The organism is Cellulosimicrobium sp. CUA-896 (assembly GCF_001942335.1).
In the GTDB taxonomy this organism is placed as follows: domain Bacteria; phylum Actinomycetota; class Actinomycetes; order Actinomycetales; family Cellulomonadaceae; genus Cellulosimicrobium.
In genome coordinates this window covers 18,948-37,356 of sequence record NZ_MKKH01000044.1, presented here as the reverse complement: position 1 = coordinate 37,356, position 18,409 = coordinate 18,948, and the positions used below count along the sequence as shown (strand labels likewise).

General features: G+C 73.4%; 12 protein-coding genes and 2 pseudogenes. All 14 read right to left on the bottom strand.

The window, feature by feature from the left end; all coding sequences use genetic code 11:
* Positions 1 to 59: 59 nt before the first annotated feature.
* Positions 60 to 1,319, bottom strand: a pseudogene (locus tag BJF88_RS22295) (transglutaminaseTgpA domain-containing protein); the annotation flags it as partial.
* On the bottom strand, positions 1,319 to 2,644 hold the full coding sequence (locus BJF88_RS13170) for a DUF58 domain-containing protein (protein ID WP_075829157.1): 1,326 nt from the start codon (positions 2,642 to 2,644) through the stop codon (positions 1,319 to 1,321). The pseudogene BJF88_RS22295 and the gene BJF88_RS13170, both read right to left, overlap by 1 nt.
* 65 nt (positions 2,645 to 2,709) lie before the next feature.
* Positions 2,710 to 3,684, bottom strand: coding sequence for a MoxR family ATPase (locus BJF88_RS13165; RefSeq protein ID WP_075829156.1), 975 nt, complete (start codon positions 3,682 to 3,684; stop codon positions 2,710 to 2,712).
* 333 nt (positions 3,685 to 4,017) lie between these two features.
* The gene (locus BJF88_RS19215) at positions 4,018 to 4,245 is read right to left on the bottom strand and encodes a hypothetical protein (protein WP_139316074.1); all 228 of its coding nucleotides are present in this window, start codon (positions 4,243 to 4,245) and stop codon (positions 4,018 to 4,020) included.
* 262 nt (positions 4,246 to 4,507) lie between these two features.
* Positions 4,508 to 5,368 carry a fibronectin type III domain-containing protein gene (locus BJF88_RS19210; protein ID WP_255372026.1) on the bottom strand — a complete coding sequence of 287 codons (861 nt, stop codon included), beginning with the start codon at positions 5,366 to 5,368 and terminating at the stop codon, positions 4,508 to 4,510.
* On the bottom strand, positions 5,362 to 6,285 hold the full coding sequence (locus BJF88_RS22290; protein ID WP_255372025.1) for an Ig-like domain-containing protein: 924 nt from the start codon (positions 6,283 to 6,285) through the stop codon (positions 5,362 to 5,364). Before BJF88_RS22290 ends, BJF88_RS19210 begins: the two co-directional genes overlap by 7 nt.
* Positions 6,195 to 9,731, bottom strand: coding sequence for an Ig-like domain-containing protein (locus BJF88_RS19200; protein ID WP_158068943.1), 3,537 nt, complete (start codon positions 9,729 to 9,731; stop codon positions 6,195 to 6,197). The genes BJF88_RS22290 and BJF88_RS19200 overlap by 91 nt, the downstream gene beginning before the upstream one ends.
* Positions 9,732 to 9,951: 220 nt before the next feature.
* Positions 9,952 to 10,998 (bottom strand): polyprenyl synthetase family protein, encoded by a 1,047-nt coding sequence (locus BJF88_RS13155; RefSeq protein WP_369824608.1) that lies wholly within the window; start codon positions 10,996 to 10,998, stop codon positions 9,952 to 9,954.
* On the bottom strand, positions 10,995 to 12,830 hold the full coding sequence (gene nuoN, locus BJF88_RS13150; protein ID WP_075829231.1) for an NADH-quinone oxidoreductase subunit NuoN: 1,836 nt from the start codon (positions 12,828 to 12,830) through the stop codon (positions 10,995 to 10,997). Before nuoN ends, BJF88_RS13155 begins: the two co-directional genes overlap by 4 nt.
* On the bottom strand, positions 12,830 to 14,467 hold the full coding sequence (locus BJF88_RS13145; protein ID WP_075829152.1) for an NADH-quinone oxidoreductase subunit M: 1,638 nt from the start codon (positions 14,465 to 14,467) through the stop codon (positions 12,830 to 12,832). Before BJF88_RS13145 ends, nuoN begins: the two co-directional genes overlap by 1 nt.
* Before the next feature lie 13 nt (positions 14,468 to 14,480).
* Positions 14,481 to 16,483, bottom strand: a pseudogene (gene nuoL, locus BJF88_RS13140) (NADH-quinone oxidoreductase subunit L).
* Between the two features lie 19 nt (positions 16,484 to 16,502).
* The gene (gene nuoK / locus BJF88_RS13135; RefSeq protein ID WP_075829150.1) at positions 16,503 to 16,802 is read right to left on the bottom strand and encodes an NADH-quinone oxidoreductase subunit NuoK; all 300 of its coding nucleotides are present in this window, start codon (positions 16,800 to 16,802) and stop codon (positions 16,503 to 16,505) included.
* A complete protein-coding gene (locus BJF88_RS13130; RefSeq protein WP_255372024.1) occupies positions 16,802 to 17,668 on the bottom strand; it encodes an NADH-quinone oxidoreductase subunit J in 867 nt (288 codons plus the stop codon). Before BJF88_RS13130 ends, nuoK begins: the two co-directional genes overlap by 1 nt.
* A 47-nt stretch (positions 17,669 to 17,715) precedes the next feature.
* The gene (gene nuoI, locus BJF88_RS13125) at positions 17,716 to 18,393 is read right to left on the bottom strand and encodes an NADH-quinone oxidoreductase subunit NuoI (protein WP_255372023.1); all 678 of its coding nucleotides are present in this window, start codon (positions 18,391 to 18,393) and stop codon (positions 17,716 to 17,718) included.
* Positions 18,394 to 18,409 lie beyond the last annotated feature (16 nt).

The window sequence follows — 18,409 nt, the reverse complement described above, 5'->3', positions numbered from 1 at the left end:
GTGACACGGGCGTCGAGCGTGTACGTGTCCCCCGGTCGCAGGCCGGCGGCGGCGAGCGCGGTGCCCGTCGTGGCGTTGTAGTAGGTGCTGTCCGCGAGCTCGCGCGCCCGGTCGCCGGTGAACGTGATGCCGGAGAGGGACCCGGTGTCGGGGACCCACACGCCCGCGTAGTCGCCCACCTGGACGTCGAGGGTCACGGCCGTGCCGGGCGCGACGGTCGCGATCTCCTCCCCCGCGCGCGTGTAGACGCCCGACCCCGGGAGGCCGCTGGAGGCGTCGTAGACGACGCCGTCGTACGCGTCGAGCGTCGCGAGGCGGACCTTCGCGCCGGGCGGCAGGCCGCGGACGGTGAAGAGCTCGGCGTCCTCGAGGTCCTTGGCGTACTTGCGGAACCCGGTGAGCGGGCTGACGTACTCGTGCAGGTCGAGCGGGGGCACGACGGTCTCGCGCAGCACGGTGCGGGGTTCGTCCGGCAGGAGCGCCGGCCCGCCGAACGCCGCGGCGACGCCGCCCACCGCGAGCATCGCCGCGCCCGCGCGGACGCGGTGCCACCACAGACGGCGCGTGGCCGCGCGGCTCGCCTCGGTCGTGACCTGGTGCGCCCCGAGCCGGGCGGCCGTCACGCGCCAGCCCGCCCACAGCAGCCCCACGGCGGCCAGGACGAGACCCTGCACCACGGGGTACGCCGCGATGACCGTCCCGAGCAGGATCACGGCGACGAACGCGACGACGACGGGCGCCAGCGCCCACGCGCCGCGGCGCGCCCGCCACGCGACCGAGCCCGAGACGAGGGCCGTCACGAGCATGAGCAGGTACGGCACGACGGCGAGGTCGGGGAAGGAGTGCAGCGGCGGGACGGTCGTGACGAACGCCTTCCAGCCCGTCACCGCCCCGAGCAGCAGGTCCTGGACCGTGGCGAGCGAGGGCAGCACCCCGCCGATCGCGTCCGCCGGGAGGGCGAGCGCCCCGCCGAGCAGGACGTACGCGAGCACGGCGACGGCGAGGACCGTGACGGCGGGCCAGCGGCGCCAGGCGCCGAGCCACGCGACGCCGAGGCCGACGACGGCTCCGCCGACGGCGGGCACGAGGTAGCCGGAGGAGCCCCAGACGGGGCCGAACCCCACGATTGTCGCGCCGAGCAGCACGACGAGCGCGAGGGCGTCGACTGCGCCGAGGGCGGTCAGAGCGCGGGGCGTGTCGGCGCCGCGGCGGCGCGTGGTGCCGCGCCGGGACGTGCCGGACGTGGAGCCGGGGGCGCCCGCGGTCCCCGGGGCGACGCGGCGCGAGCCGCGCGTCGTGGTGCTGGTGGGTGCGCTCATCAGTCCTGGAGCCTCCGCAGGGCGGCCGGCAGCTCGCCGAGCTCCCCGATCGTCAGCACGACGAGCTCCGCGATCGCGTGCCGGCTCAGCGAGGCGCCGGGGGCGCACTGGATCGCCATGACGCGCACGTCCTGGGGCAGGCGGGCCGAGGCGGCGCGCAGCTCGGTCGGGGTGACGCGCGAGCCGACGACGAACGCGACGACGGACGCGTCCGCGATCGTCGTGCCGGCCACGCGGGCGACGTCGACGAGCGTCGAGCGCCGGGTGCTCGTGCCGACGCGCGACAGGTCGTCGAGCAGCCGCGTGCGGTGGTCGCCGCGGAGGGTGCCGTCGTTGACGAGGACCGTGACGCCGCGGTCCTCCTTGATGGCCTGGAGGCCGAGGGATCCGCACACGCTCACGGCGAGCTCGAACTCGTCGTCGTGCGCGTAGTCCTCCGCGCGCGTGGACAGCAGCACGGCGAGGTGCGAGCGCCGGGTCTCCTCGAACTGGCGCACCATGAGCTGGCCGGTGCGCGCCGTCGTCTTCCAGTGGATGTGGCGGCGGTCGTCGCCCGGGACGTAGTCCCGCAGCGCGTGGAACGACACGTCGGAGTTCGAGATGTCCGTCGTCACGCGACCCTCGAGGTCCTTGAGGAACCCGGTCGAGGACCCGGCGAGGTTCTTCACGCGCGGGTGGACGAACAGCTCCTCCGGCTCGGTCCACACGACCTCGCGGCGCAGCAGGCCGAGCGGGTCGGCGCGCACGGAGCGCACCGGGCCCACCGAGATGACGGACCGCCGGTGCGTCGGCACGGTGAAGATCTCCTCGTGGTTCGCGCCCGGACGCAGGCGCGGGACGGGGAAGCTCGCCATCCCCTGCCCCACGGGCAGCTCCATGACGGACGGCAGCAGGGCGCGCCCGGAGTCGTTCCGCACGTCCAGGCGCCCGACGGCGCGGTCGCCGACGGTCACGCGCCGCTGCGCGAGGTCGAGCACGACGGCGTAGCGGATCCGTCCGAGGACGAACGCCACGGCCGCGAGCAGCGCGACGGTGAGGAGGATCGCGACGACGACGAGCTCGAGCCAGGAGAGCGCCAGCCCGGCCCACCACGCGCCGACCGCGGCGACGAGCGCCGCCCAGCCGAACGGGCTCACGGCCGACGTGACGGGCCCGGCTGCGCGGCGTGCCGGTTCGAGCGCCCGGCCGACCGGTCCGAGTGCCCGGGCGACCGGCGCGAGCACGCGTGCGCCGCCCGACGCGAGCGGACGCAGGAGCCCGGCGAGCGCGGTCGTCGGCGTTGTGCCGGCGGCCGCGCCGCGAGGTCGGGGTCGGTGCTCGGTCATGGTCCTGCTCTCGGTGCGGGTCGTGGTGCGGGGTGGCGCGAGATTGGGCTGCGGTGCTCGGCGGCTCAGGCGCTGCGGCGCTCCTGCGGCGCGGCGACGTCCGCGAGCAGGCGCGCGAGGACGCCCTCGTTCGTCGCGCCGGCGAACTCCGCCTCGGGGTCGAGGACGAAGCGGTGCGCCCACACGGGCTGCGCGAGCTCCTTGACGTCGTCGGGCAGCACGTAGTTGCGCCCGTGCGCGGCGGCCCACACCTTGGTGCAGCGCACGAGCGCGAGCGCGCCGCGGACGGAGACGCCGACGCGCACCTCGGCCACGTTGCGCGTCTCCTCCGCCAGCCGGGAGATGTACTCGAGCACCGCGCCGTCGACGTGCACCGTCGCCGCGAGCTCGGCCATCTCCGTGACGGCCTGCGTCGTGATGAGCGGCTGCAGGGCCTTGCTGCGGTCGCGCACCGACGCCCCCGAGAGGATCTCGACCGTCGACGCGTGGTCGGGGTAGCCGATCGACGACTTCATGAGGAAGCGGTCGAGCTGCGCCTCCGGCAGGCGGTACGTGCCGGCCTGCTCGATCGGGTTCTGGGTCGCGATGACCATGAACGGACGACCGACGTCGTGCCCGACGCCGTCCACCGTGACCTGCCCCTCCTCCATCACCTCGAGCAGGGCGGACTGCGTCTTCGGCGACGCACGGTTGATCTCGTCCGCGAGCACGATCGACGCGAAGATCGGGCCCGGGTGGAAGTCGAACTTCCCGCTCTTCTGGTCGTAGATCGTCACGCCCGTGACGTCGGAGGGCAGCAGGTCCGGCGTGAACTGGATGCGGTTCTGCGTGCCCTGGACGCTCGCCGCGATCGCGCGGGCGAGCGACGTCTTGCCCGTGCCCGGCGCGTCCTCGAGCAGCAGGTGGCCCTCGGACAGCATGCACGTCAGCGCGAGCCGCACCACGTGCGACTTGCCCAGCACGGCCTGGCCGACGTTGCCGACGAGGCGGTCGAAGGTCTGAGCGAACCAGGCGGCCTGCTCGGGGGTCATGGTGCTCATGTCGTTTCGTCTCTCCTGCTGTTTCGGATGGTCTACGGACGCACGGCCGACGCTCGGCGTCACCAAGCAGTCTTGGCGTACGCCTTGCCGTTGATGACGACCCAGACGTTGTGACCGGGGAAGGTCGGACGCCCGTAGCCGATGTAACAGCCCACCTGGAAGCTGCCGTTCGCCTGGATGTTCTCCGTCGTACCACCGAACGAGTGCGCGCCGTTGCGGTCGGTCCAGCACTCGACGAATCGCGTGCCGGTGTCCTGGAAGTCGCGCGTCGTGACCTGGAAGTACCGGCACGTGCCGTCGCCACACTGGCTGTTGTTGACGGATGCACCTTGCTCACGTTCGCCTGAGGCTCCGGCCGGGACCCGTGTTCGCCGTGGCGCAGCGCGTCGCGCTCGTCTGGCCCTCGGTGTCCTGCACCCGGCCGCAGATCTCGATGGACTGGCCGTAGCCGTTGCCGACGGTCCGCGAGCCGTCGTTGCCGACGTTCTCCCAGCCGCCGCCGCCGATGCGGACCTGCATCTGGATCGGGCGACCGTTGTTGCCGTTCGCGCTCCAGGACACGGTCGTCTGCGTCGCCCCGACGCCGGCATTCGCGCCGCTGACGCTCGCGCCGGAGGTGTGCCGTACGGCTTGACCGTGTTCGACGCCGCGGACCATCCGGAGCACGTGTACGCGTTGCAGGCGCGGACGGTGAACGTGTAGTCCTCGCCGTTCGTCAGCCCGGTGTACGTCATCCCGGAGTCGCCGCGGCGCGCGCCGCTGCCGTTGGCCCGGACCTCGTAGTACAGCCCGGTGCCCCGCGCGTCCGCGATGCCGCTCCAGGTCACGCGGGCCTTCTGGCTGGTGTTGCCCGAGATGAGCTCCGCGCGTGGTGCTGCGGGCTTGTCCGGCGTGCCGTAGGGCACGACGCGTTCGAGGTCGCTCCGGCAGCCGACGTGCCCGCCTTGTTCGTGGCGCTGACCCGGAAGGTGTAGGTCGCGGTGGTGTCCAGGTCCTCCAGGGTCTGCGAGGTGCCGGTCACCGGGGACAGCGTGCGCTCGACGGACCCGTTCCTCATGACGTCGAGGTCGTAGGACTTCACGGCGTCACCGTTCTCGAACGGAGCGGTCCACGTCACCTTCACCTGGCCGCCCAGCGCTGTGTCCACGCGCGTCGCGTTCGGGGCCGCCGGGGCGTCCGGGACACCCGCCGGAATCTCTTCCGCCGAGTAGTCGCCCCACTCGGACGGCTCCGGCGCCTTGTTGACGGCCTGGACGCGCACCCGGTAGGCGACGCCGTTCTTCAGCCCTTCCCACGTCGTCTGCGTTCCCGTCAGGCCCGTCTTCTGGATCGCGCCGCCCGGAGGCGCCGGGGAGATCTCGAGGTTGACGGTCTCGATCGCGGACCGGTCGGTGTAGGTCCTGTTGCTCCACGTGACGGTGAGCGACTCGTCGCCGAACTCGAGCTCGGGCGCCGCCGGCGGGTCGGGCTTCTCGTCCGGTCGCGCCACCGCGGACGCCGGCGACGCCGGCCCGTCACCGACGTCGTTCGTCGCGAACACGGTGAACGTGTACTCCACGTCGTTCGTCAGGCCGTCGAGCGTGCACGTCGTGGTGCCGCACTGCTTCTCGTACCCGTTCTGCGAGCGCACGGTGTACCCGGTGATCTCGGACCCGTTGTTGTTCGGCGGGTCCCAGCTCAGCACCACCGTCTTCGACCGGACCTCCTCGACCTGCGGGGTCGTCGGCGCCTCCGGCTTGCCGAGCACGGTGATCTGGACCTGCCCGTCGACGATGCGGTCCGGGTCCTTCGTCGCGTCCTCGACGCGGTAGCGCACGACCATGACGCCGACGAAGTCGTCCGCCGGGGTGACGGCCACCTGGTCGCCCCGGACCGACGCGACACCCTGCCCCGTCTCGACACCGGCCGAGACGAGGTTGAGCGGCGTGTCGGGGAACGGGTTCGAGTCGTTGGCCAGCACGGCGATCGTGCTCTCCCGACCCTGGTGGCGTCGTCGAGCGTGTCCGTGTTCGCTCGCACGAGCGGGCGCGTCGACGCCACCACGGTCAGGGTGGCCGCCGCCTCGACCGGCGGGTGCTCGCCGTCGGTCACGGTGACTGGCACGCTGACGACCGTGCCCTTCGGCACGTCAGGGTTCGCCTGGGCCTGGAGCGTCGAGCCCTCCATGGACAGCGCGACGCCGGGCGCCTCCCCCGCGACGCGAAACGTCAGCGGGTCCTCGTCGGGGTCGCTCGCGAACCGCGCGAGGTCGACGGCCGCCTCCTCGCCGGCCGCGACGTCGAGCGTCGGCGTGCCGGTCATCTCGGGCGGCATGTTCTCGGGCGGCAGCACGCTGACGGGCAGCGTGAGCAGGGCGGTGCTGCCGTCGGGGTCGTCGGGGCCGGAGCCGTCGGTGACCTCGAACGTCACCGAGGCGGGGCCGACGTACCCGGCGTTCGACGTGTAGGTGATCGTCGTCGTGCTCGTGACCTCGCGCGAGCCCTCGAGCGCCGTGACCTTGTCCTCGACCGTCAGGCGCGGCGAGCGGCCCTCGACGGTGAGCACGTAGTCCGTGATGTCGATCTCGAGCGGCTCGCCGCTGTTGACCTCGAGCGGCGTGATGCCCGGCCGCAGGGTCGGCGCCTGGTCGGTGAGGCCCGGGACCTTGACGAACGCTTGGCGGTCAGGCCGTCGGGGTCGGTCACGGTGTACGTGACGACCTGGCGGCGCTCGGTGAGCGTGATCTCGAGCTCGCCGTCGTCGGTGACGGCGGCGGTCTCGTCCTCGCTGCTCACGACGAGCTCGGTCGCGGCGCCGTCCGGGTCCTCGTCGTTGTCGAGCACGGGCACGCTGACCGTCGTCTTCCCGAGGATGTCCTCGACGGGCACCGCGTCGTCGCGCGCGACCGGCGGCTGCAACGGCGCGTCCGCGGCCACGTTCACAGTGATCGCGCCGGTGGCGCGCGCACCGTACGTGTCCTGGATGCCGTAGTAGAACGTGTACGCGCCGTCCTCGGCGGGCGTGGTCACGACCACGCGGTCGGCCACGACCTCGGCGTCCATGCCGTGCTCGTCCTCGACGGCCGACGGCACGAGCCCGACCTGGTCGCCGTCGGGGTCCGTGTCGTTGGCGAGCGCGGCGATGGCGACGGTGCGCCCCGGGCGCACGGTGACCTCGTCGTCGACAGCCACCGGCGGCTGGTTGGTCTCCCCCGGGCGCGAGATGCCCACCCGGACGGTCCCGGTGGCGGTGGCTCCCCGCGCGTCGAGCACCGAGTAGGTGAACGTGTCGAGGCCGGTCGCGTTCTCCGACGCCGCGTACTCGACGAAGCCGTCGACGAGGCTCGCCGTGCCCTTCGACGCCGGCGACGCGATGCCCGTCACCTGGACCGAGTCGCCGTCGGGGTCGATGCCGTGCAGCGGGATGTCGATCCGCACGCTCGCGCCCGAGAGCACGCGGGCCTCGACCTCGCGCGGCTGCGGCGGCGCGTTGTCCTCGCCGTCGCGGATGCGGATCGTCACCTGGGCGGAGTCCTCCTGCCCGTTGGCGTCGCGCACCCGGTAGATCGCGTACGCCGTGCCCGCCTCGGAGCCCGCGCGGAAGCGCAGCGTGTCCTCGGAGACGAACGCCTCGCCCAGCGCCGGGTCGACGTCCTGCTCGAGGTCCGGCTGGAGGAACAGCTCGAGCCCGTCGGGATGCGTGTCGTTCCTCAGCACCGGGATCGTCACGATGTCGCCCGCGTGCACGGTCACCTCGTCGGCGACGGCGTTCGGCGGCTGGAGGCGCGTCGGCGCCGGCACGGGGACGACGCGGACCTGGCCGGTCGACGTCTCCGTCCCGTTCGACACCGTGTACTCGACCGTGACCGGGCCGTCGAGACGCCGGATCTCGGTGACGCGCAGCATCTGGTGCGCGAGCACCGCGACGGAGATGCCGGCGTCCGCGGGCACGCGCACCGACTGGACGACGAGCACGCCGCCCGCCGGGTCGGTGTCGTTGGCGAGGACGTCGACGAGCGTCGAGCCGCCCGTGGGCAGCAGCGCGGTGTCGGCGACGACGATCGGCGCCCCCGCGGCGGCCGACGGCGGCAGCACGTCGACGCGCACGAGGCCCGTCGCCGCGTTGGGGCCGTCGGTCACCTGGTAGGTGAGGTCGTACGACCGCGGCTCGTTGGACACGAACGTGAACGTGCCCGCGTCGTAGTTCGGCGTGATCTCGGCGGGCGCGGACTCCGAGACGGAGGCCAGGCGCAGCTCGTCGCCGTTGGGGTCGCTGTCGTTGCGCAGCGGTTCCACCGTGACGGGCTGCCCGGCGGGCACGACGACGTGGTCGCTCACGGGGATCGGGGGCTGCGGTCCGGGCACGACGTCGACGAGCAGCTTGCCCTCCGCGACGCCCCCGAGGCCGTCGGCGACCGACAGCGTGACGATCTTGCGGCCCGTCGAGCCGCCGCCGTCGCGGAACTCCACCGAGCCGTCCGGGCGCGAGCGCACGTCGTCGCCGGGAACGGTCGCGGCCGCCGAGGCGAGGTACAGGTCGTCGCCGTCGGGGTCGCGGAAGAACGGCAGGACCTTGATGGTCGCGGTCCCGCCCTGCTCGACCTTGAGCACCGGGTCGCCCGTGGGCTCCGGCGGGGCGTTCTCGCCCCACGGCGAGATCTTCAGCGACACCGCCGCCTCGGCGACGCCGCCACGACCGTCGGAGACGGAGTACCGGAAGCCCTGCGTGCCCTCCGCGCCCTCCGGCACGACCGCCTGCAGCGCCGCGCCGCCGAGGATCTGCTGGACCGTCGCGTTCGCCGGCGACTCGCCCGCGAGGGAGGCCGTCATCACGTCGCCGTCGGGGTCGACGTCGTTCGCGAGCACCGGGAGCACCGTCGTGCGGCCGGGCCGGGCGCCGAACGCGTCGTCCTTCGGCTGCGGCGGGCGGTTGGGCTGCGAGCGGTCGGCGAGGAACTGGTCCACCTGCTCGGGGTTGGTCAGCTCGGCGTCGGACTCCTCGCCCTCGGCCTCCTCGGGGATGACGAGGTCCCAGTCCTCGACCTTCTCGTACTCGTCCGCGGCCATCCACAGCGTGCCCGCGGACAGGTCGTTGAGCACGACGACGTGGCGGTTCACGCGGTACTCCAGGCGCGCCTGCGGGTCCACGCCCTCGAGCCGCTTGTCGACGTCGTCGTCCGGGCCGGGGCAGTCGCGGATCACCTGGCCCGTCGACGACCAGGCCGCGTACGTGCAGCCGTCGAGCTGCACCGGCGCCGACGGCACGCCCTCGGCGCGGCGCACCTGCGCGTCGCCGCCGCCGAGCGGCTGCGACACGAGGCCGGTCGTCGTGGCCACGACGACAGCGTCGGACGCCGCGGACGGCTGTTGGAGCGCCGCCTGCTCGGCGCCGTCGAGCGTCACCGCCTCCCCACCCGGCAGGACGAGCTGCCCGCCGGAGCGGTCGAGGACGACCGGCTCGTCGCCGACGGCCGTGACGTCGACGTCCGCCCCCGTGCTCACCGGGAGGGACGACTCGCGCGGGTCCCCGTCGGGCTCGCCCGCCGCATCCGTCTCGACGGTCACCAGCGTGCCCGTCGACGGCACCACGGCGAACACGGTCCCGTCGCGGGACACCGCGAGCTCCCCGTCGCCGCCGAGCTCCGCGACCGGCTCCGTCTCCTCCTCGTCGAACGCGGTCGCGGCGTCGAAGGGCAGCACCCACAGCAGGCCCTCCTCGCCGTCGAGGACCGCCGTCGTCGCACCGCCGGACGCGACCTGCGCCCCGGCCGGCAGGCGCACCTGCCCGCTCAGCTCCAGGTGGGCGACGTCGACGGGCGAGGCCGTGCTCGTGCCGCCGTCGTCGAGGAGCACGCGCCCCTCCTGCTGCTGCACGTCGAACGACGCGCTGCCGGCGACGAGGGAGCCGTCGAGCGCCTGGGACTCGTAGTTGAACCGCCCGAGCAGGCCGGCCGACGTCTTCGTGACCCACACGCCCGAGTCGTTGAGCTCGACGTCCGCCGTCGCCTCGCCGTCGGAGAAGAGGGCGAGCCCCACGACCGCCGTCGAGAACACCGAGACGGTGCTCACCGATGCGACGGTGCGGCGGTTGTCGTTCAGGCGCGACAGGAAGCCCACGGATCCTCCGGGATGACGGGTCGACGGCCGACCGTGCCCCCTCCGCCGCCTGGCCGTTTCACCGTCTCTCCGGGCAGCGCGCACCGGTCGCGCACACGAGGATAGCCGCACGTCAGCGGATCCTCCCGGGCGGCCCATGGGGAGAACTCCCCCCGGCACCCGGCCCGGGGCCTCAGGCGGCGCGGTCCGCCAGGGCCTCGGCGAACGAGCGCAGCGCGACCACGACGGGACCGTCGGGGAGCGCGTCGAGCTCGGCGGCCGCGGCGCGCGCCCACCGCACGGCGAGCGCGCGTGTGTCGGCGAGCACCTCGTGGCGACGCAGGGCGGCCACCGCGTCCGCGAGCGCGGCGTCGTCCGACAGGTCGGAGTCCAGCAGCTCGACGAGCGCGACGTCGGCCGCGGACGCGGCGCCCTCGGCGACGCGCGCCCGCAGGAGCAGCACCGGCATGGTGGGCACCTTCTCGCGCAGGTCCGTGCCCGGCGTCTTGCCCGACTCGTCGCCGGACGAGGCGAGGTCGAGGACGTCGTCGGCGAGCTGGAAGGCCACGCCGAGCTTCTCGCCGTAGGCGGCGACGGTCTCCACGACCGACCGGTCGCACCCCGCGAACATCGCGCCGAGCCGGGCGGACGTCGAGAGCAGCGACGCCGTCTTGTCGGCGAGCACCTGGAGGTAGTGCTCGACCGGGTCCTCCCCCTCGCCGGGCCCCGTCGTCTCGTGGAGCTGGCCGAGGCACAGGCGCTCGAAGGTCCCCGCCTGGATCAGCACCGCCTCGGGGCCGAGCGCGGCCACGGTCGAGGCGGCGCGCGCGAAGAGCAGGTCGCCGACCATGATCGCGACGGAGTTCCCGAAGACGGAGTGCGCCGACGGCGCCCCGCGGCGCACCGGGGCGGAGTCCATGACGTCGTCGTGGTACAGCGACGCGAGGTGCGTCAGCTCGACGACGACCGCCGCCTGCTCGACCTCCGCCCGCGCGCCGTCGCCGAGCTCGGCCGCGAGCAGGGTGAGCAGCGGGCGCAACCGCTTGCCCCCCGCGTTCACCAGGTGCCGCGACGCCGTGTCGGCGAGCGGGTCGGCGTGCGCGACGGCGTCCCGCAACCGCACCTCGACGCCCTCGAGCCGGGTGGTCAGCGCAGCGGCCAGCTCCGGGTCGTGGATCGGGATGGCGGTCGTCGTCACGGGGGTCGTCCGTGCGGACGGCCCGGGGGGAACGGAGGTCACGGGACGAACTTAACCGCCTCGGCCGCCAGATCGAGAACCGGGGACGGGAATACACCCAGCACGAGGACGCCGACGGCGCACACGGCGATCGCGACGGCGGTCGGCCCGGACGAGCGCACGACGGTGACGCCCACGCCGCCGTCGGAGGTCCGGGCCCCCTCCGGCGCCCCGCCGGCGGTGTCGTCGCCGCCCTCGGCGGGAGACGTGAAGTACATGAGCACGATGATCCGCACGTAGAAGAACACGGCCACCGCGGACGCGAGGACGCCGACCACGGCGAGCACCCACGTGGCGCCCCCGCCCTGCCCGTCCGGCCCGGCGATCGCGGCGCCGAACGCCGTGAACTTCGCGATGAACCCGGCCGTCAGCGGGATCCCGGCCATCGAGAGCAGGAACAGGGAGAACGCCCCCGCGAGCCACGGGCTGCGCCGCCCGAGCCCGGCCCACTGCGCGAGGTGCGTCGCCTCGCCGAGCACCGCCCCGCCGTCGGGCACCGCGCGCCCGGTTCCCGACGTCGGCACGTCCGCGAGCGCGTTCGCGTCGCTCGGCTCCGCGGGCGCACCGGTCCCGCTCTCGCCGGCACCGCCTTCGGTCCCGACCGCGGCGGGGACCCGCTCGGACGCCGCGGGGGCCTTCTCCCGCACGAGCGTCACGACGGCGAACGCCCCGACCGTCGCGAGGCCGTAGACGAGCAGGTAGAAGGCCGTCGCGCGCAGCGACAGCGGCGAGAAGCCGACGACGCCGACGAGCAGGAACCCCGCGTGCGCGATGGACGAGTAGGCCAGGAGCCGCTTGACGTCGGTCTGCACGGCACCGATCACGGTCCCGACCACCATGGTGAGCAGGGCGACGACCCACAGCGCGACGAACAGGTCCTGGCGGACCCCGGGCGCACCGACCTCGAGGGCGATCGACACGGAGTACAGGACGCGCAGGAGGGCACCGAAGGCGGCCGCCTTGGTGCACGCCGCCATGAAGCCGGTGATCGGCGTGGGGGCGCCCTGGTAGACGTCGGGCGTCCAGGCGTGGAACGGCGCGGCGCCGACCTTGAACAGGAGCCCGGCGAGGATCAGCAGCAGCCCGGTGAGCACGAGCCCTGGCATGTCGGCGACCGGCGTCTCGCCCGTGGCGACCACCTGCTGGATCACCGCGAGGTCGACCGAGCCGGCGTAGCCGTAGACGAGCGCGACGCCGAAGACGAGCAGCGCCGAGGCGAACGCGCCGAGCAGGAAGTACTTGAAGGACGCCTCCTGCGAGAGCAGGCGGCGCCGCCGCGCCATCGCGGACAGCACGTAGAGCGGGAGCGACAGCACCTCGAGCGCGACGAACAGCACGAGCAGGTTGCCCGTCGCGGGGAAGATCATCATGCCGCCGACGGCGAACAGCACGAGGGGGTACACCTCGGTCTGCTGCAGGCCCTGGCGCCGCGCGAGGTCCTCGTAGGGCGAGCCCGGCACGGCCGCGGCGGTCGGCGCGAACGCGTCCTGGCCCGTCGAGGTGCGGTCCGCGACGACGAGCAGCGCGAGGAATGCGAGCACCGCCACGGTGCCCTGGACGGCGAGGCCGAAGTGGTCGACGACCATCGAGCCGCCGAGCACGCGGACGCCCGGGACGCCGGTGTCGAGGCCCTGGACGACCGGGTCGCGCCAGAGCACGACGACGGCGGCGAACGACCCCGCCGTCGCGGCGAGCGCGAGGACGACCTGGGTGGTGCGCCGCGCGCGCTCCGGCACGAACGCCTCGACCAGGACGCCGAGCACGCCCGCGCCGAGCACGACGAGGACCGGCGCGAGGTACGCCCAGTCGACGGTGGGGGCGACGAAGGAGTCGATCACGACCCGCTCCCTTCCTCGGTACCGGCACTGAAGAGGACGTCCCCGGACTCGACCGGCTCCGTGGCACCCGTCTCGACGAGGTGCGACACGGTGACCTCTCCCGGCTCGTCCACGAGCTGGAGCGCGGGCGCCGGGTAGAAGCCGAGCACGAGGAGGAGGACGACCAACGGCGCGACGACCCACTTCTCGCGGGCACCGAGGTCGGGCAGCTCCTCGAGACCCGGACGCACGCCGCCGGTGAACACGCGCTGGTACGTGAGCAGCACGTACAGCGCGGCGAGGACCACGCCGAGCACGGCGACGAGCGCGGCCCAGGGGCTCCGGGCGAACGTGCCCACGAGCACCATGATCTCGCTGACGAACGTCGACAGGCCGGGCAGCGACAGCGCGGACAGACCGGCGACGAGGAACGTCCCCGCGAGCACGGGGACCACGCGCTGGAGCCCCCCGTAGTCGTCGATGCGCTGCGACCGCTCCGGGTGCCGGGCCACGAGGAAGCCCGCGAGGAGGAACAGGGCACCCGTCGAGATCCCGTGGTTGACCATGTAGAACGACGACCCGGAGACGCTGAGCGACGTGAACGCGAAGATGCCGAGCACGATGAACCCGAAGTGCGACACCGAGGTGTACGCGACGAGCCGCATGAGGTCGTTCTGCCCGATCGCCAGGAGGGCGCCGTACAGGATCGACACCACGGCCAGGACGACGACGGCCGGCGCCGCCCACGCGCTCGCCTGCGGGAACAGCGGCAGGCACAGCGTGAGCATGCCGAACGTACCGACCTTGTCGAGGACGCCGACGAGGAGCGTGGACGTGCCGGCAGGGGCGTGCTGCGCCGCGTCGGGCAGCCACGTGTGGACGGGGAACAGCGGCGCCTTGATCGCGAACGCGAGGAAGAAGCCGAGGAACAGCAGCCGCTCGGTGGTCACCGGCATGGGGCTCGCGGCGAACGTCTCGACGAGGTTCGCGGTGAGGAACGCGTCGTCGGGACGCAGGCCGGTGGCCGGGTCGACCGGCACCTGCACGTACAGCGCGATGACGGCGGCGAGCATGATCAGGCCGCCGGCGAGCGAGAACAGCAGGAACTTCACCGCGGCGTACCGGCGGCGCGCTCCCGTGCCGAAGCCGCCGATCATGAAGTAGACCGGGACGAGCATGGCCTCGAACAGCACGTAGAAGAGGAAGACGTCGCGCGCGGCGAACACGGCGACCATGAACGCCTCGAGCAGGAGCACGAGGCCGAGGTAGTGACGCAGGCGCCGCGGGTCGCCGTCCTGCTCGCGCCAGGCGGCGAGCACGACGAGCGGGACGAGGACGACGGCGAGCGCCACGAGCGCGAGGCCCACGCCGTCCACGCCGACCGCCCAGCTCGCGCCGATCTGCGGGATCCACGGGGACGTCTGCGTGAGCTGGTGCGTCCCGGCGTCGGAGGCGTCGAACGCGGCGAACGCGCCGACGAGGAGCGCGACCTCGACGAGCGCCGCGCCGAGGGCGATGCCGCGCACCGCACGCAGCGCGCCGGACCCGACGCCGCGGGTGCGGGCGGCGCCGGTGAGCCACACCGCGGCGGCGCCGACGACCGGCCACGCGACGAGGAGGGTGAGCCAGGGGACGTCGAGGAGTGTGGAGTTCATGGGCCGACGCCTTTCAGTTCCCGGTGCCGGTGGTCAGGGCGAGCACGACGGCCGCGATCACCACGACGCCGCCGAGCATGGTCGCGCCGTACGAGCGCACGTAGCCGTTCTGCCAGCCGCGCAACCGCTCCCCGGTGCGGCCGATCGCGCCGGCGACGCCGAGCCAGCCGCCGTCCACGACCTCCTTGTCGGCGTACACGAGCGAGCGGGTGAGGTACTGGCCCGGCCGCATGAGGACGGCCTCGTTGACGTCGTCCTGGTAGAGGTCGCGGCGGGCGGCGCGGGTCAGCACGGAGCCGCGCGGGGCCCGGACCGGGACGGACGACATCGCGTACCGACGCCACGCGAGCGCGGCGCCCGCGACCACGAGGAGCAGCGTCAGGGTGATGAGCGCCCACACCGGCAGCACCGGCTCGTCGTGCTCCACGTGCCCGGTGACCGGCTCGAGCCAGTCCACGAAGCGTGAACCGGCGGCGAGGACCGCGCCGAGGGCCGCCGAGCCGACGGCCAGCACGATCATCGGCCACACCATGAGCCCCGGGGACTCGTGCGGGTGGCGTACCGGGCCGTCCTGCGGCCGCAGCCCCTCGACGTCGCCGCTGCCGTCGTTCCAGCGCCGCCGTCCCGCGAACGTCATGAAGAACAGGCGGGACATGTAGAACGCGGTGATCCCCGCGCCGACCAGCGCCGCGCCGCCGAACACCCAGGCGCGCCACGGCTCGCCGTCGACCGGGACGAACGCGGCCTCGATGATCTTGTCCTTGCTCCAGAACCCCGAGAACGGCGGGATGCCGAGGATCGCGAGCCAGCCGAGCCCGAACGTCACGAACGTGACCTTCATGTACCGGGACAGGGAGCCGAACCGGCGCATGTCCACCTGGTCGTCCATCCCGTGCATCACGGAGCCCGCCCCGAGGAACATGCCCGCCTTGAAGAAGCCGTGCGTGACGAGGTGGAAGATCGCGAACGCGTAGCCGATCGGCCCGAGCCCCGCGGCGAGGATCATGTAGCCGATCTGCGACATCGTGGAGGCCGCGAGCGCCTTCTTGATGTCGTCCTTGGCGCAGCCCACGACGGCCCCGAAGACCAGGGTCACGGCGCCGACGACCACGACCACGAGCTGCGCCGTGGGCGCCCCCTCGAAGATCGGCGCGGACCGCACGACGAGGTAGACCCCGGCGGTGACCATGGTGGCCGCGTGGATGAGGGCGGAGACCGGCGACGGGCCGGCCATCGCGTCCCCGAGCCACGCCTGCAGCGGGAACTGCGCGGACTTGCCGCACGCCGCGAGCAGCAGCGCGAGGCCGGTGGCGGTGAGCAGCACGGTGGACGCCTCGGGCGCGAGCGCGAAGACGGTGGTGAAGTCGACGGCGCCGAACGCCGCGAACATCAGCATGAGCGCGACGATGAGGCCGATGTCGCCCACGCGGTTCATGACGAACGCCTTCTTCGCCGCGACCGCGTAGTCGCGGCGGTGGTTCCAGAAGCCGATGAGGAGGTACGACGCGAGCCCCACGCCCTCCCAGCCGACGAACAGCAGGAGGTAGGAGTCGGCGAGGACCAGCACGAGCATCGCGGCGACGAACAGGTTGAGGTAGGCGAAGAACCGGCGCCGGTCGCGGTCGTGCTCCATGTAGGCGACCGCGTACACGTGGATGAGCGTGCGACGAACGTCACGAGGAGCACGAACGTCATCGACAGCGGGTCGATGCGCAGGCCGAGCGGGACGTCGAGACCGCCCGCGACGATCCACTCGCCCAGGTTCTGGTCGACCACGCGCTCGTCGGCGGGCAGGCCCAGCATCGCGACGAACATCACGAGGCCGACGAGGAACGCCGCGCCCGACATGACGACGCCGAGCCAGGCGCCCCACCGGTCGCTGCGCCGGCCCGCGAGCAGCAGCACCACGGCACCCAGCAGGGGCAGCACAACGAGCAGCGGCGCGGCGGCGAGCGCCCCGGGCACGTCCGTGCTCACCGGCACGGGCGCGGTGTCCGCGGGCAGCGTGAGGAGCATCGTCATCGGTGCCGACCTCTCAGCTCTTCAGCAGGTTGACGTCGTCGACCGAGGCGGACCGACGCGTACGGAAGATGGACACGATGATCGCGAGCCCCACGACGACCTCGGCGGCGGCGACGACCATGACGAAGAACGCGAGGACCTGTCCCGTGATGTCGCCGTGGATCCGCGCGAACGTGACGAGCGCGAGGTTCGTGGCGTTGAGCATGAGCTCGACGCCCATGAACTCGATGATCGCGTTGCGTCGCAGCAGGACCGTCGCGGCCCCGATCGAGAAGAGGATCGCCGCGAGGACGAGGTAGTTCGTGATCTCCATCAGTCCTCCCCTCCCGGGACCCGCGAGCGCCCGGGGCTGCCGTCCGTCGGGCGGGGGCCGCTGACCTCGCCCGCCGGGGCGTCGTCCGCCGGCTCCGCCTGGACGCGGCGCTCGTTCGCGTCGTCCGCGCGCAGCGCCGGCAGCGCGCGCTGCGGGTCGTGCTCGACGAGCACCTCGCGCTCCGCCGCGAGGATCGTCCCGGCCGAGCGCTCCTGCCCGCGGATGCGCAGGATGCGCGAGACCGACTCGTCGATCGGCCGCCCGGCCGGGTCGAGCGCCGGCGTGTCCATCGCGTTGTTCTGCGCGTAGACGCCGGGTGCGGCGAGGGGGGTGAGCCGCCCGCCCGAGGGCAGCGCGGCGACCTTGGCGTCTGCCTGCTCGCGCTGACCGACCTTCGGCACGAGGCGACGGCGGTGCGTGAGCACGAGGGCCGAGACGGCCGCGGTGACGAGCAGCACGCCCACGACCTCCATGGCGAACACGTAGTCCGCGAAGAGCACGCGCGCGAGCGCCACCGGGTTCGACACCTCGTTCGCGGCCGCGAGGCCGACCGCCGGCGGGAACGTCGCCTGCGTGACGACGCCCACGAGCACGGCGCCGAGCCCGAGACCGAGCAGCACGCCGATCCAGCGCTGGCCGCGGATCGTCTCGACGAGGGAGTCCGACGCGTCGACGCCGACGAGCATGAGGACGAAGAGGAACAGCATCATGACGGCGCCCGTGTAGACCACGACCTGCACCACGCCGAGGAACGACGCCTCCTGGGCGACGTAGAGGATCGCGAGGTCGACCATGACGAACATGACCGCGATCGCCGCGTGCACCGCCTTGCGGGCGAACAGCAGCGACAGCGCCGCGAGGACCATGAGGGGGGCGAGGACCCAGAACAGGGCCGCCTCGCCCGCGCTCGCGGTCACCGGGCCGCCCTCGGTGCGTGACCGCGGCCGGCCGGCCTCTCGACGCGGCGGACCTCGGGCGGCGGGGCCGCCGGCTCGGGCGGCAGGGTCGCGTCGTCGGGCCGGTGCTCGCGCACCCACGCCACCTGCTCGGCCACCGGGCCGTCCACCTCGCCGCGGTAGTACTCGGTGTCGGTCGTGCCGGGGACCATCGGGTGCGGCGCCGCGAGCATGCCCTCGCGCAGGGGCGCGAGGAGGTCCTGCTTCTCCCAGATCATCCCCTCGCGCGTCGGCCCGGCGAGCTCGTACTCGTTCGTCATCGTCAGGGCGCGCGTCGGGCACGCCTCGATGCACAGCCCGCAGAAGATGCAGCGCAGGTAGTTGATCTGGTAGACGCGGCCGTACCGCTCGCCGGGCGACATGTGGCCGCCGTCCGGCAGGTCGGCGTTGTCGGCGCCCTCGACGTAGATGGCGTCCGCGGGGCACGCCCACGCGCACAGCTCGCAGCCGATGCACTTCTCCAGGCCGTCCGCGTACCGGTTGAGCTGGTGGCGCCCGTGGTAGCGCGGCTTGGTGGGCACCTTCTCGCGCGGGTACTGCTCCGTCACGGTCGGGCGGAACATCGACGAGAACGTCACGCCGAACCCGGCCACGGGCGCGAGCGCCTCGCGCAGTCCGTTCGCCTGCGGCCGCAGCGGCTCGTACCGTCCG

What these genes read in the sequence shown, in the direction of transcription:
- BJF88_RS13170 (WP_075829157.1), bottom strand. Translation starts at nt 2,644, where the DNA reads ATGACCGAGCACCGACCCCGACCTCGCGGCGCGGCCGCCGGCACAACG.
- BJF88_RS13165 (WP_075829156.1), bottom strand. Translation starts at nt 3,684, where the DNA reads ATGAGCACCATGACCCCCGAGCAGGCCGCCTGGTTCGCTCAGACCTTC.
- BJF88_RS13145 (WP_075829152.1), bottom strand. Translation starts at nt 14,467, where the DNA reads ATGAACTCCACACTCCTCGACGTCCCCTGGCTCACCCTCCTCGTCGCG.
- nuoK (WP_075829150.1), bottom strand. Translation starts at nt 16,802, where the DNA reads ATGGAGATCACGAACTACCTCGTCCTCGCGGCGATCCTCTTCTCGATC.
- BJF88_RS13130 (WP_255372024.1), bottom strand. Translation starts at nt 17,668, where the DNA reads ATGGTCCTCGCGGCGCTGTCGCTGCTGTTCGCCCGCAAGGCGGTGCAC.